We start from the raw sequence: 15,337 nt of genomic DNA, 5'->3' as shown, positions 1-15,337 counted from the left end.
CATGCGGTCGCGTAGAGATCAGGTCCAGGCATACCTCTTCGAGGCCCAGCGCATCGTCGGCGGGCTGATGAAGGGGCGGCCGGACAGCGACGACCCGCCGCACCGCCGCTTCGCCATCGGCGTGGTGGTCGGACTCCTCTTCGCCGTGCTCATCACGGCGGGCTTCGGCATCTACGGCCTGCTCCGCCCCGGCGGCAGCACGCAGTGGAAGAAGGAGGGCTCGATCATCATGGTCAAGGAGACCGGCGCCCGCTACCTGCTGCTCGACGGCCAGCTCCGCCCGGTGCTCAACTACACCTCAGCGCGGCTGATCCTGGCGAACGAGAACGCGGTCATCTCGGTCGCCCGCAAGTCAATGGTCGGCGTGCCGGTCGGCGGCCCGATCGGCATCACCGACGCGCCGGACAACCTGCCGACCGCGGCGACGCTGCACACCGGCACCTGGACCGTCTGCGCCCGGCCGCCGGTCGAGACGAACGGCCCGCCGCGTACCACGCTGCTGTTCACCGCGAAAGAGGCCGCGGCGTCGGCCGGCACCGGTGCACTGCTGGTGTCCACCCCGGACCAGGCGCTCTACCTGGTCTGGGAGGGGCGGCGGTACCGGATCCCGAAGCCGTCCGCGATGACCGCGCTCGGCTACGACTCGATCCCGCCGATGCCGGTCAACCCGGCCTGGCTCAACTCGATCCCGGCCGGGCGCGACCTGGCCGCGCCGGACCTGCCGGGCCGGGGCGAGTCCGGCCCGCGGATCAGCGGGCTGCCCGCCAAGGTGGGGCAGGTCTACGAGGTGAGCAACCCGGTGGTGAACACCCGGCAGCTCTACCTGCTGACCAGGAAAGGGCTGGAACCGCTGGCCCGGACCGCGGCCGCGTTGATCCTGGCGGACTCGGACACGGCGAAGGCGTACCCGAACCAGAAGGTCGCCGCGATCCAGATCGGCGCGGACGGCCTGGGTGACGCCGAGGTCGTCGATTCCGCGGCGTACTTCGTCGGCTACCCCGCGTCGCCGCCCCAGCCGGTCAACGCGATCGGCGCGGACCTGCCGTGCGTGCGGCACGCGCTGACCGGCGGCGGCACCACGGTGACCACCGCGTCGCTGAAGGAACAGGATCTCGTGGGCGCGGTGGCGGTGCCGACGCGGACCAACACACCGTCCACCATCGACGAGATCATGGCGCCCACCGGTTCCGGCATGCTGGTGCAGGACCGGGCCGCGCCCGGCGCCGCGCCCGGAGCCAAGTACCTGATCTCGGAGTACGGGGTGAAGTTCCCGCTGGCGGACGACAACACCGTCAACGCGCTGGGCTTCTCCGGCGTCGGTCCGGTAGACATGCCGTCCGAGATGCTGGCCATGCTCCCGACCGGCCCGGTGCTCAGCCGGGACGCCGCGCTGCAAGGGCAGGCTTGGGGCGGATGAGCCGGACACACACCCGGCGAGGGAAACCCCCGCGAATACGCTCTCCACGCCGTCAGCGGCCCGGAACCGTCCTCGGCTTGATTGCATGAACCGGGCGGAATCGCGGATCGGCGATCGGGCTCGCGAAGACAGAGAAACAGTACGTACGAACAAGCGGAGGCTGGCATGGCTCTGAATACCAAGGTAACGCCGACTGAGATGCGGCAATCGGCTGACAAGCACCGGTCGACGAACGAGTCCTTCACGCAGGCGGAGGACAACCTCACTCGGACGGTCGATGACCTCCACCAGCGGAGCAGGAACGCCCTGACGGACCGGCTCGCCGTCGTCCACCAGGAGTGGAAGGAGTCGATGGAGGCGGTGCAGAAGAGGCTCGAGGCGATGACGGCGTACCTCGAGGACTCCGCCACCGAGATGGAGAACGCCACCACGGGTCAGGCTCAGGACCTGCGCTGATCCCAGCGTTCACGCGTCACTTAACTCACCTTCTAGAAAGGATCTTCCGTGTCTGATGACCAGATGAATTATGACTACGCGGCGATGGACGCCGCGTTCGAAGAAATGATGCACATCGGCCAGAAGATCGAGTCGGACGTCGACGGGCTGATGGACGACGTCGAGAGGATGTTCCAGAACAGCGAGGGTGCGCTCATGGAGGGCTACAAGTCCCGCGCCGGCACCATCAAGGAAGACCTCCACGCCGAGAACCTCATCATGAAGGAACGCGGCAAGCAGCTGACCGATTTCTACCAGGACATGGGCATGCGCGACCGGAAGCTCGGCGACGGCATTTGATCCGCCCGGAGGCGGTCGGCGTGATCCCGCGCGGATCCGTCGACCGCTCCTCCGTCTGTGCTAGGCCGTTTTACACACATCGTTTTCCGGGGTGACCCGCCCTCACGGCGCGGCGATCGCATCCCGCCGCCTGATCGACCGAGCCTGGAGAGGGTAGAGGAATGGCTGAGGCACCGACCACCAAGGTCACTGCGGACGCGCTGGACGCGGCCGCGAAGAAGCTCGACGGTCTCTTCGACGACACCTCGGCCTTCGAGAACCTCGAGAAGTTCGAGGATCTGGAGGCCGGCTACAAGGACTTCGACTCGGCGAACTGGCTGTTGGCGCTCGTCGACGACCGCCTGAAGGGCGTGCAGGCGCACGGCGATGCGATGAAGTCGTCGATCACGGACCTCGCCGAGAAGCTGCGCAAGATCGCCAAGAACTTCCGCGACGCGGACGAGGCGAACGCCGACGCGCTGCAGGACAGTTCGCTCAAGGTCATTGACACCTGGGTCGGCGACACGGTGGACATCTCGTTCGACGACGCCGAATACACGGACACCGTCTGGCAGGGCCAGGACACCAAGGACACGACGCACGGCGACGCCTACAAGATCGACAAGGGCGCTCCGGTGTACGGCCCGAACGGCGCGATCGACATCACGCTGCCCAAGTCGATCGGCCGGGACGACGACAAGGACAACATCGCCGGGCTGTTCGACGATGCGAACAGCAAGAACGACGACGGTACGGACTTCAAGTACGACGGTGGCTTCATTCACGACGACGACCCGGACTGGGACAACAAGAAGGGCGCCCGGAATGACCCCAACCAATTCACGCAGACAATCCTGAAGGACTGGAACTACTAGAGGTCTGAGAGAGTTCGAGGAGCCTCGCGGTGGCCGAAGAGAAGATCTACGTCGGGTCGTTCAACACGCCTGCGCCGACTGGCCAGACGTTCGCCAGCTTTGCGGATTCGACCCAGTTCATGAACGCCGTCAAGCATCTGGTCGACGACCGGGAATCCATCGGCCAGCACTGGCACGACGCCGGTGACGCCTTCCAGAAGGCGATGGACAAGATCAAGGCCATCACCGACGGCCTCAACGAGGTTCTGCGTGACCTGGACAGCAAGTTCGAGGGCAAGGCGGGCGATCGTTTTCAGGACAAAGTGGACGACCTGCGCCGGCACAACGTCAAGGTGTTCGACAACCTTGAGGGTTACCCGGGCGCGGTCGGCCACGTCGGTCACGACATCAAGATCTTCGGTGGCGAGATCATCGACGCCAACCGGCTCCTCGGCGACAAGCTGAAGGAACAGCAGGCGGACATCTTCGAGCAGGCGCTCTACAGCATCTACGAGGGGACCGACAGCAGCCCCTCGGCGGACCAGATCAGCCGGATCCGCGAGGCGGCCAAGCGCAAGGTCGACCGCGAGGTGCTGATGCCGCACATGCGTGAGCGCCTCCGGAGCCTCCGCGACAAGTACAACGAGCGCGGCGGCGTGCTGGACGAGCTCGAGGTCGAGATGAGCGACTTCGCGCCCGAGTTCAAGAAGAGCGAGAAGCCCGAGGAGGAGCCGGAGGAGGAGCCGGAGGAGACCCCGGAGGAGAAGGAGCAGAGGGAGAAGGAAGAGAAGGAGGAGAAGGAACAGGAGGAGAAGGAGAAGGAACAGGAGGAGAAGGAGAAGGAGGCCGAGGCGAAGGCCGCCGCCAAGGAGAAGGAGGCGGAGGAGAAGGCCGCCAAGAAGGAGGCCGAGGAGGAGGCCAAGCAGGCCGCCGCCGAGGAGAAGGCCGAGGCCAAGGAGAAGGAGGCGGAGGAGAAGGCCGCCAAGAAGGAAGCCGAGGAGGAGGCCAAGCAGGCCGCCGCCGAGGAGAAGGCCGAGCAGCAGGCCGCGGAGCAGGAGAAGAAGGCCGACGAGGCCGCGAAGAAAGCGGGCGAGGCGCTCGGCGGACTCGGCGGTGGTCCCGGTGGGGGCCAGGGTGGCGGCGAGGAGTCGGCCGCGGGTCAGGAACGTGAGAAGGCCCTCGAGGACGCGAAGAAGGCCGCCAGTGACGCCATCGAAGGGCTGACCGGCGGAGCCCCCGGCGAAGAGGCCGGCGCGGGCACCGGTGGCGGCGCTCCGGGCGGTGGCTCCAGCGGCTCCGGTTCACCCGGTGCCGCGCGGGACAAGGCGCTCGAGGACGCGAAGAAAGCGGCGAACGACGCCATCGAAGGACTCACCGGCGAGGGCGAAGGCGAAGGTGAGGGCGCCGGAGGCGGAACACCCGCGACCGAGTCGGGCGACCCGTCCAAGAGCGGCGAGGCGGAACGGCAGAAGGCGCTGGAAGACGCGCAGAAGGCCGCGAACGACGCCATCGACGGCCTGATGGGCGGCGGCGCAGGCTCGCCCACCGGAACCGGTGGCGGCACCGGCGGTGGAACGGGTGGCGGCACCGGCGGCGGCGAGGCGGCCCGGGACAAGGCGCTGGAGGACGCGCAGAAGGCGGCGAACGACGCGATCGACGGCTTGATGGGCGAAGGCGGCAGCAGCACGCCCGCCGAGGCGGTCGAGGACGCGCAGCAGGCCGCGAACGACGCGATCGACGACCTGATGGAGGAGACCGAGTCCGACCCGTCGCTCAGCGACGAGGAGAAGGCCGGCCGGACCGAGGCGCTCGAGGACGCGCAGGACGCGGTCAACGACGCGCTCGACGAGATGGAGTCCGGCCTCGGCGGCGAGGGCGGCGGCACCGGCGCGGGCACCGGCGAGGACGCGGTCGACGACGCGAAGAAGGCGGCCGAGGACGCGCTCGGCGACCTCGCGACGAGCAGCGACGACCCGGCCGAGAAGGACGCCATGCGGGACGCGCAGAAGGCGGTCGACAAGGCGCTCCAGGGCGTCGACGACTCCGGCTCGCCGAAGGAGGCGCTGGAGAACGCGCGCCAGGCCGCGGAGGACGCGATCGACGGCCTGATGGACAGCACGTCCGAGGACCCGGCCCTCTCCGACGCGGAGAAGGCCGACCGGATGGACGCGCTGGAGAACGCCCAGGACGCGGTCGACGACGCGATGGACGAGGTGGAGAGCGGACTCGGCTCCGGCGCGGGCAGCACCGGCGGCACGGGCGGTGGCACCGGCGACGGCCCATCCGAGGCCGCGGCCGCCCGGGAGCAGGCGTTGCAGGACGCGCAGGAGGCGGCCAACGACGCCATCGGCGACTTGGAGGAGGGCCTCGGCATCGGCGAGGACATCAGCGGCGAGGGCGGTGGCGAAGGCGGCGGTGACGGCGTCCTGGACCAGAACGACGCGTGGCGCGACGACGCCATCGGCGAGGCCCGCGACTCGATGTCGGACTCGATCGACCAGATGATCGCGGACGCCGAGGCGATGCCCGGTGACACCCCCGAGGAGCGAGCCCGGATCGAAGGGCTGGAGGAGGCGAAGGCCGCGGCCCAGGATGCGCTCGACGGCCTCATCGAGGAGGATGGCGTCCACACCGGTGACGGTAAGGAGACCAGCCTCGACGACCTGCTCGGCGGTGGCCCGGGTGGCGGCTCGGGCGGTGGGTCCGGTGGCGGTGGCGCCCCTGACCTCGGCGGCCTCGACGATGCCCTCGGCGGCGGTGGCGGCGGCACCGGCGGTGGTGGTGGCGGCGGCCCCGCCCAGATCGAGAACGGCGTCAACCTGATGCCCGCGGGCGGTGGCGACGGCTCCGGATCCGGCTCCGCGGCGCAGTCGAACGCGGCGTCCGCGCTCACCGGCGGCGGTACCGACGGCAATCAGCCGATGCAGGCGATGCCGCCGGGCGGCGCCGGGCACGGCGCCCAGCCGCCGAAGGATCGCGAGCGCAACACCTGGATGGAAGCGGAGGACGGCGCCTGGGACGAGTTCGATGAGGGCGTCTCCACCGGCGCCGTGGGACGGCCGTCCCGATGAGCCCGGCGCCGGCCACGCTGGACGACGTGGCGCGCATTCTCCTGAATGCGCGCCCGCACGTCCTGTACGAGGTCGCCGAGCAGTTCGACGCACGACGTCGCGCGTTCGCCGACCTGGCCGGGGACTTCGACATCGCGATGCGCCGGGTGGACGAGGCCTGGACGCGCCCGGCCGAGCTGGGCGCGATCTCGGTGACCGGCGCCCGGCCGGCCCGGATCACCGCGGTGTTGCAGGAACTCGAGGCCACCGACTTCGCGGCGACGCTGCGTCAGGCCGGGGACGCTCTGCTCGACGGCCAGCGTAGAATCCGTGAACTGGTGCAGGGACGGGACGCGGCGCCGGAGAGCGAGCGTGCCGCGTACGACCGGCAGGGCCTGGTCACCATGTACGCCGTGGACCAGGCGTTCGTGACGGCCGGCACGGATCTTCCGGAGCCGCCGGCGACCACCGCGACGGGTGAGCGGCTGGCCGCCCGGGAACTCCCGCCGGCGCCGGTGATCGAGCCGCCGGCCTCGGACTCGGTGACGCTGATGGCGGTGCAGTCCCCCGACGATCCGGACGCCGCTTCCGGCGGCTCTGGCGGTGGTGGCGGTGGCGGTGGCGGCTCCCCGATGGGCGCGATGCCGATGCCGATGGCCGCCGGAGCCGGAGCCGCAGCCGGCGCCGGCGCTGGTATGGCCGGCATGGGAGGCATGGGAGGCATGGGCGGCATGGGAGGCATGGGAGGCATGGGCGGTGGCGGAATGACCGGCGCCGGCGGCCCGAGCCAGCCGCGGAGTCGCAAGGAAGGCGGCAAGACGCCGCCGCTGGCCGAGGTCGAGGCCTGGATGGAGAGCGTGGAACGCGAGGGCTGGGACATCCCCGGCCGCGGTAAGCCCCGTTTCTGATTTCACCTCATGTTGTGATCACATAGCTTCCGGAGAGGAGACGCCATGACGGATGCAGCCGACAACGCGCAACGTGAACTGGACGCCGCGCTCGCCCAACTGGACGAGGAGCGGGCCCGGCTGGCCGGCCTCAGCGAGCAGATCGCGTCGGGCGGCACGGTGCACACGACCAAGGACCGCATGCTCACCGTGACGCTCGACGGTCGCGGTGACCTCACCAAGCTGGCGTTCAACAACACCAAGTACCGGCAGATGCCGCCCGCCGAGCTGGGCGCCGCCATCGTGGACGCGATCGGCGCGGCCCGCGGCGAGGCGATGGGCAAGATGGACGAGATGTTCGGCCAGGACCTGCTGCCCGGCATCTCGTTCAAGAGCCTGGCGAACGGCACGGTGCCGCTCGACCAGATCGTCGGCAATTTCGTGGAGACCGCGCTCAAGTCGCTGCCGGACGACGCGGTCAGCCCGGCGGACCGGTCCCGGCTGATGGGTGACAAGTGATGTCTGAGATCACCAGGGTCCAGATCCCCGAGGTCAACGGCGCGTCCACGCGTCTCGACGTCATCTCCGACCAGCTCGAGACGGCCGTGCACCAGCTCAAGCGACGGCTCGAGGCAGTGGAGGGCTGCTGGGGCGACGACGAGGCCGGCAAGAAGTTCGCCGAGGGGTACCTGCCGAAGGCCCAGGAAGCGCTGGAGAACGGCAAGCTCACCCCCGAGTCGCTGGCGACCGTGGCGGAGAACCTCCGCATGATCACGACCGAGTTCGCCAAGCTCGACCAGTACGGCGCCGACAAGCTCATCTTCGAGGACAAGTAGGCAGAGGTACCAGTAGCTCATGCCCGGAGGATCGATCCAGCCACCTCAGCACCTTCAGAACTTCCTGAAGGTGACCGTCGGCATGGAATGGCCCGAGGGCAGCGAGGGCAACCTCAAGGAGATCCACAACGCGTGGATGGCCTTCAAGCAGGCGGCCCAGCACGCCAAGGACGATCTGGCGCCGGTCAGCCGGACCCTCGACAACTCGATGGACGGCTCCGCAGCCCGCCTCTACCAGGACGTGACGAAGAAGGATCTCCCCGAGATCCTGGACTCGCTGATCAGCACGGCCGATGAGCTGGGCAAGTCGGCGATGAACGCGTCGGCGAGCCTCCAGAAGACGAAGATCATGATCATCGTCCAGCTGGTGATCCTCTTCGCGTCCATCGTCGCGCTCATCGCCTCGCTCTTCGGCGCGTTCGCCGTACCCGGCGTGCTCGCCGCCGGCCGCGCCATCCTCTGGGCCATCCTCCGGACGCTGCTGCGCGAGATCGCGGTCGAGTTCCTCATCGGCTTCGGCATCGACTTCCTGCACCAGGCCATCAAGCAGCTCCAGGGCGAGCAGTACGGCTGGGACACGAAGTCGCTCGGGCAGAGCGCGTGGGGCGCGGTGCTCGGTGGCGTCGCGGCCGGTCTGGGCCGGTCCGCCGGCGGCGCCATCATGTCCAAGATCACTAGTAAGGTCGGCAAGGGCGGCAAGAACGTCCCGATCGACCCGCCGAAGAAGTTCAGCGGGCTCGACATCAAACTGAAGGTCGGCGGCGCCGCTCTCGGCGCGGTCGGCCAGGCCGCCGGCGCCGCGGCAGCCGAGGGCATCACCTCCAAGATCACCGGTGAGCCGTTCAACTGGGGCTCGGTCAGCGCCGCCGGCATCGGCGGCGTCGGCGAGGGCAACGACTCGCCGTTCGCCGGCAAGGGCGCCGACATCAAGGGCAAGATCGGCGACCTGAAGGGCAAGATCGGCGCCCTCGACCTGGACAAGCAGACCCTGGTCACCGACGGTCCCGAGGCCGAGCAGCCGCCCGTCTACACCGAATCCCCCGAGGACCAGCCGCCGGCCTACGACTCCGACGAGGTCCAGGGCGGCGACGGCTCCACCAAGGAGAAACTCCAGAACGTCAACCTCGACTCCGAGGGTACGAAGGGGGCGTCGGACTTCGAGACCGCGCTCGCCGAGGAGAAGTCCCGCGTCGACGCCGAAAAGTCCGCCCTGGACGACGCGCTCACCAGCCTGCTGGGTGGAAAGGGCCTCGGCACGCCGGGCCTCGACCACCTCGGCAACCCGACCGTCATGCCCGCCGAGGTCGCCCAGGGTCAGACGTCGCCGACGCAGGGGACGGGCGGCAAGTCCGCCGAGTTCGGTCAGGGCCAGACGTCGCCTGGACAGGGGACCGGCGGCAAGTCCGCGGACGTCGGTCAGGGCCAGACATCGCCTGGACAGGGGACCGGCGGCAAGTCCGCGGACGTCGGACAGGGCCAGACATCGCCTGGACAGGGGACGGGCGGCAAGTCCGCCGAGGGCGACAGCAAGCTTGCGGAGTTCAAAGGTCAGACCGGCCAGTCCGGCCAGACCGGCTCCGAACAGCCCTCCGTCATCTCGAACGGCCCCACCGACTCCGAAGCGCCCCCCGTCTACTCGAAGACCGACACCAACGCGCCCCCCTCCTACGAGGAGGCCACCTCCGGCACCGCGAACCAGCAGGGCGCGACGAATCAGTCTGGTGCGACGAATCAGTCTGGTGCGACGAATCAGTCTGGTGCGACGAATCAGTCTGGCGCGACGAATCAGTCCGGTGCGACGAATCAGTCCGGTGCGACGAACCAGTCTGGCGCGACGAATCAGTCCGGTGCGACGAACCAGTCTGGCGCGACGAATCAGTCCGGTGCGACGAACCAGTCCGGTGCGACGAATCAGTCCGGTGCGACGAACCAGTCTGGCGCGACGAACCAGCAAGGAAATTCGTCGCAGACGGCGTCTCAGCCGCCGACCTCGTCGACCGGTGGTTCCACGTCCGGAAGCGGTTCGCAGGCCAACGGGCAGGTGCAAACCCAGAGCAGCGGATCGCAGACCGGTAATACCGGCGCCCAGACTGGCAGCCAGTCGTCCTCCACAGCGGGGCAGTCGACGACGCAGCCGCAGACCAGTAGCTCAGGTCCGCAGGCCGCGGGACAGTCACAGACGTCCGGAACCCAGTCCCAGACCGCCGCCGGTCAGGCGAACTCCGGCCAGTCGCAGACCTCCACCTCGCCGGGCCAGACCGCGACATCCTCATCCTCGCAGGGCACTGGAACGTCGTCGGCGCAGTCGCAGACCTCCACCTCGCCCCAATCGCAGACGTCGTCGGGTGGGTCGTCGTCTTCGGCGCCTGGTCAGGTGCAGGGTTCGCAGCCGCAGACGTCGTCGGGTCCGTCGCAGTCCTCTTCGACCTCGCAGCCGCAGGCGCCGTCGAACCAGTCGCAAGGCGCGTCCGCGAACCAGCCGCAGACGTCGTCGAGTCAGTCGCAGGCTCCGTCGTCGAATCAGTCGCAGGCTCCGGCCGCGAACCAGCCGCAGACGTCGTCGAACCAGACGCAGGCTCCGGCCGCGAACCAGCCGCAAACCAGCAGCCAGCCGCAACCCCCGGTGCAGACGCCGGTCAGCCAGCCGCAACCCCCGGTGCAGACGCCGGTCAGCCAGCCGCAGGTGCAGGTACCGATCAACCTGCCGCCGACGAGCACGCCGGCGCCGATACCGGCGCCGCCGAGCCAGCCGCAGGTTTCGGTGACGCCGACGGTCGTGCCGCAGCCGGTGGACAGCGCGCCGCAGCCCTCCGTGGACGTCACCGACACGACGGACATCACCGACACGACCGACTTCACCGACACCACGGATACGTCGGACACGTCGGACACGTCGAATCCTGTGGACCCGCCCACGCCGGTGCCGTCGGATGCGACGCCGGATACCGGGCAGGACAAGCCGTTCCTGCAACCGGACGACTGGCGGGACGCGGCGGACAAGACGCCGTCGCAGCGGGTGGATGTGCAGCCGGACCGGGGCCGTGGCGACAGCGGGGCGCGGCCGGATGTGCGGTTCGACGTCAAGCACGTCGAGGTGTCGCCGGGGCGGAACGTCACCGAGGTCACCTGGAAGCCGCACTTCGTGCCCGGCCAGGTCACGCAGACGCAGGTGGACGCGGCGCGGACCGCGTTGCAGACCGACGGGCCGCTGACCCGCTCGCAGGTCGCGACCGTCCACGACGCACTGCGGCCCGGTGCGGGCCTGCACCCGGCGGACGTCGACGCGGCCCGGTCGGCGGTCACGCCGGGGGCGCGGCTGACGCCGGACCAGACGGCCCGGATCGGCGACATGCTGGTCCCCGGCCCGCGGGTGAGTCAGTCGCAGGTGTCGAACCTGGTGCAGAACCTCGCCTCGCAGGCGAACCAGGACATCAACGGCCGCCATCACCTGGACGGCGACGACCACCAACTGCATCTGAACATTCAGGCCCCGGACGGTCCGGCGGACGCGCACACCACGATCACGGTGTGGCCGGGTGACAACCACGGCAACGCCTCGGACCTGGGCGTCGACGCGCCGGTGCAGCTCCAGATGATCCATGTGGCGCCGCACCTGGGTCTGCCGGACTTCACGATCGGGGACCGCCCGGCCGACGGCGACTCGACCACCGACGTCGGCCCCGGGGACCTGCTGATCCCGCCGTTCGCGCTGCGGTCGATGTGGGAGACGATCCAGGACGCCGGCCGTTCGACGCCGCAGGTGGTCTCCAGCCCGGACCCGGCGACCGGCATCGATGCGCCGACCGACCGCGACGGCACCGCGCTGTCGGACACGGTCAAGGAGAACGTGGCGAGCCGCCGCCCGGACATGTCCGGCTGGCGTCCGGCCGGCTCGCGGAGCAATGTGGACCTGCTGCTGGACCGCGTGCCGCAGCTGCGCAACCTGAACGCGGACCGGAACCCGTCCGCCGACGCGGGCTGGCTGACGAACTGCGTGCTGGCCACGATCTCGTCGGTCTGGCAGCTGCTCGACCGCGGCCGGCAGTACCGGACTGTGCCGTCGGTGGCCACCGACGTCAACGTGCTGCCTCAGGTGGCCGGTACGCCGATGGTGGACACCGACAGCCTGGACACGATCGCGGCGTCGCTGAAGAACGTCGACTCCGCCGGCATGGTGGTGGTCAACGCGAAGCGCGGGGAGCCGGCGCACAGCTTCACGGCGGTGCGGGTGGCCCCGCGTACCGTCTCGTCCGACCCGCTGGACGGTGTCGCGTTCTTCGACGCGGAGTCCGGCCGGCAGGCGAAGATCCCGGTCGACCCGCTGCGACTGCGGTTCGTCCCGGTGCCGGGCACCGGGGTGGACCTCGCGCCGATCGAGTCGGCGCCGCGGCAGACTCCGCGCGCCGCGGAGACCGGCGAGTCCACCGACTTCGGGGACGACGACGTCGCCACCGGCAGCCCGTCGGTCACCGCCGATCCGGACACGGTCGCGGACGACCGGGCCGTTCGCCTGACGGAGGTGGCGGACGAGGCCGGCCGGTTGACGACGCCCGTCGTCCCGCCGGAGCCGGATGCCACGCCCGACTCGCCGCAGTTGTCGGAGCTGGTGTCGTCCCTCACCGAGACGAGGGCGACGATCCGCGACACGTTGGTGCCGCAGTTGCAGCAGGCCGGCAGGGACCTGGGCGACAGCCGGACCGCCGTGGAACACAGCGAGCGGAAGATCGCCGACGCCGAGGCGGCACTGCGTGACATCGATCGGCAGATCGCCCAGGCGGACATCCGGGTCGGGACCACGCGCGTCGACGCGCGGGTGGCCGAGATCATGTCCACCGGGAACCAGGAGACGGCGGCGGCGGACGTCAGGGCGGCCGAAGCCGCACGCGACGCGCTGGACGGCCCGCGCGAAAGTGCCGACCAGCGCGTGAGTGATGCCTACGCCGACCGGGAAACCGCGCTGGAGCAGGTGAAAGAGGCCGCCAAGGCCTCGAACCGGGCGAAGACGGCGCTGGCCGCGGCCAGGAACGCGGCGGAGCACCTGCGGCTGCGGATCGACGCCATGCGGCCGTTCCCGACCGCGACGGACGGGATGACGACCGCGCGGGTCGCGTCGCTCGGGTTCGAGGCGCGGCGGATCGTCAACGACAGACTCACCCCTCAGGCCCTCGCCGCGACCACTCGGTCGCGGAACGCGGACACGGCCCTGGCCTCGTTCCGCGACCGGGTGGTCGCGGCTCAGCGGGCCGAGAACGACGTGCAGAACGCGGGGCGTACGGCACGCGCACGGCAGGACGACTTCGACCGGGCGACCACCCGGCTGCATGAGGCCTTCGACACGGCGGCGCGAGCGGCGATCGTCCGGGCCGACGCGGAGGCGAAGGCGAAGGCGGCGCGGAAGGCGGCCACCGAAGCGGGCACCAGGCTCGGCGGCGCGCAGCGGGAGCTCGGCGCGCTGGGCGGGCGGCTGCCCACCGCCCGGGCGGAGCTGGCCGCCGCGCAGCGGGCCCACGAGGCGAACCCGGACACCACGCCGGAGCCGGACGGCTCCCAGGTGCTCGACATCGAGGAGCGGATCGAGGAGCTCCAGGAGGCCATTCCGGAGCTGGACACCCAAGCGAAGGATGCCGCGCGGCGCTCGGACGAGGCCGAGCAGCTCAGGAAGCAGGCCGCGACCAAGCAAGAGGCCGCCGCCCAGGTGTACGAGACCCGCGAGGGCGTCTTCGAGACCGCGGAGCAGGAAGTCACGGACGCCGAGCAGGCCCTCGACGAGGCACGGGTGGCTCAGCAGGGCACGCCGACGGTCGCGCAGTTGGAGTTCGAACTGACCAGGCTCGGCATGGACCTGGAGCAGGCCCGGTCCGACGACCGGACGGCCACGCAGCAGCTCGCTGACGCGCAGTCGAAGCTGGACGATCTCGAGGCGCGGATCAGCAAACAGGTCGACCTGACCAGGTTCGGTGACCGGGACGATCCGGGCAGCGCGCACAGCTATCTGGGCACCGGCACCGAGGTCACGATCGCGAAGACGGACGCGGACGACGTCCGGCAGCTGGTCCAGGACCGGGCCGACCCGCACATCCACTACACCCAGCGGGATCAGATCAAGGGTGAGATCGACGCGATCACCACGCAGCTGTCGCTGACCGGCAATCTGCCGACGGCGATCGGCAAGTCGGGTATCACGCACGTGGTCGGCTCCGGTGAGCACGCGCTGCGGGTGCGGTTGCGTGCCACGATGACGCGGAACGACGCGCCGGACGTGTTGCCGGACCTCCCGACGGCGGAGCTGACCCAGGCGGAGAACCGCAAGGTCGGCAATTCCACGAACGCGGTCATCCAGCAGTCGTCGAACTACCGCGACCTGCCGCTCACCTTCCAGCGGTTCCAGCCGCTCAGCCAGGGTCTGTTCCGGCTCTTCAACATCACCGGGACCGCGCGGATCACGCACGGCAAGTACACCCGGACGACGCTGACCGACATCGGGGCAGGCCAGGGCACCACGGAGCGCATCCGCGGGATCGGCTTCGCGCACCCGTACACCGTGGAATGGTCTGTGGTGGTGGAGCCGGCCAGCACGCCGCTGCCCGATCCGCTCAGGCCCGCCAAGGACAAGACGCCGGCGCCGAAGCCGACCGACGCCGAGCTGGCGAAGGGCACGAATACCACGGTCACCACTCCGGTGGTCGTGAACTTCCCGGAGCATGTGGCGGCGCCGAGGCCGCCGGAGGACGCGACTCCGCCGACCGAGGACACGCTGGCGAAGCTGCCGATGTCGATGGACTCGTTCCACGACCCGGGCGGCGTCGGCCGGATGATCCTGGGTGTGCTGCCGCGACTGGCGGGACGGCCGAACAGCGACGCGCTGAATCTGAGCCCGGAGTCGCAGCGGGAGATCCTGACCCTCAGCGGGTTCAGCGACACGCACGCCAACCTGCCGCGCCTGCGCGGGGACGGGATGCTGTCGAACCCGTTGCGGGACGCGGACGGCAAGGAGATCGGCGTTCTGCGGTTGCGGGCGAAGCCGGTGCCGGGCGCCGGTAACCGTATCGTGTCGCAGAGTCAGTTCAATCCGCTGGAGATCTACCGGCAGATTCGTCTGCAGGAGCGGGGTACGACGCAGCTGCGGAACCTGTTCGAGCTGAGCGCGAACCTCGGCACGACGTTGGTGCCGAAGCCGATGGCGGAGACCGCGGTCGCCGGCACCTACGGCACGATCAGCGGGTCGGTCACCGGCGCGATGGCCCACGGCACGACGCACGGCACGAATACCGGTGCGTCGTCGGAGATGGGCCGTGGTCTGCGGTCCGGTGTGGACAGCGATCCGAACTGGACCGGCAAGGTCGCGCGCGCGATGATCGCGGACCTGGACACCGAGTTCACCGTGGAGTTGCTGACCGCCGGGCAGATGAAGCCGGAGGATTCGCAGACGCACACGTGGACCGGGCTCGCGGAGGATCAGGAGGGTATGCGGGCGCGCTGGCGGCCGTTCACGCTCTCCGGCGCGGATCAGCCGAGGTTC

At 69.9% G+C, this 15,337-nt stretch carries 9 protein-coding genes; all 9 read left to right on the top strand.

Annotated features, from left to right (window positions below; translation table 11 throughout):
* The first annotated feature begins 1 nt into the window (after position 1).
* On the top strand, positions 2-1,417 hold the full coding sequence (gene eccB / locus OP04_RS22045; RefSeq protein ID WP_033341696.1) for a type VII secretion protein EccB: 1,416 nt from the start codon (positions 2-4) through the stop codon (positions 1,415-1,417).
* Between the two features lie 165 nt (positions 1,418-1,582).
* Positions 1,583-1,873: a WXG100 family type VII secretion target gene (locus OP04_RS22040; RefSeq protein WP_033341695.1), complete on the top strand. Its 291-nt coding sequence runs from the start codon at positions 1,583-1,585 to the stop codon at positions 1,871-1,873.
* A gap of 48 nt (positions 1,874-1,921) precedes the next feature.
* A complete protein-coding gene (locus OP04_RS22035; RefSeq protein ID WP_157240163.1) occupies positions 1,922-2,212 on the top strand; it encodes a hypothetical protein in 291 nt (96 codons plus the stop codon).
* Between the two features lie 161 nt (positions 2,213-2,373).
* The gene (locus tag OP04_RS22030; protein ID WP_033341693.1) at positions 2,374-3,066 is read left to right on the top strand and encodes a hypothetical protein; all 693 of its coding nucleotides are present in this window, start codon (positions 2,374-2,376) and stop codon (positions 3,064-3,066) included.
* Positions 3,067-3,095: 29 nt separating this feature from the next.
* On the top strand, positions 3,096-6,116 hold the full coding sequence (locus tag OP04_RS53530; protein ID WP_051798630.1) for a hypothetical protein: 3,021 nt from the start codon (positions 3,096-3,098) through the stop codon (positions 6,114-6,116).
* Positions 6,113-7,003: a hypothetical protein gene (locus OP04_RS49945; RefSeq protein WP_051798627.1), complete on the top strand. Its 891-nt coding sequence runs from the start codon at positions 6,113-6,115 to the stop codon at positions 7,001-7,003. The genes OP04_RS53530 and OP04_RS49945 overlap by 4 nt, the downstream gene beginning before the upstream one ends.
* 45 nt (positions 7,004-7,048) lie before the next feature.
* Positions 7,049-7,501, top strand: coding sequence for a YbaB/EbfC family nucleoid-associated protein (locus OP04_RS22015; protein WP_033341692.1), 453 nt, complete (start codon positions 7,049-7,051; stop codon positions 7,499-7,501).
* Positions 7,501-7,818, top strand: coding sequence for a WXG100 family type VII secretion target (locus OP04_RS22010; RefSeq protein ID WP_033341691.1), 318 nt, complete (start codon positions 7,501-7,503; stop codon positions 7,816-7,818). The genes OP04_RS22015 and OP04_RS22010 overlap by 1 nt, the downstream gene beginning before the upstream one ends.
* A 19-nt stretch (positions 7,819-7,837) precedes the next feature.
* A partial coding sequence (locus tag OP04_RS22005; protein WP_456297622.1) for a WXG100-like domain-containing protein occupies positions 7,838-15,337 on the top strand: 7,500 nt, incomplete at its 3' end.

Origin of the sequence: Catenuloplanes japonicus (assembly GCF_000717135.1) — a bacterium.
Lineage (GTDB): Bacteria > Actinomycetota > Actinomycetes > Mycobacteriales > Micromonosporaceae > Catenuloplanes > Catenuloplanes japonicus.
This window is presented reverse-complemented; position numbering and strand designations above follow the sequence as displayed.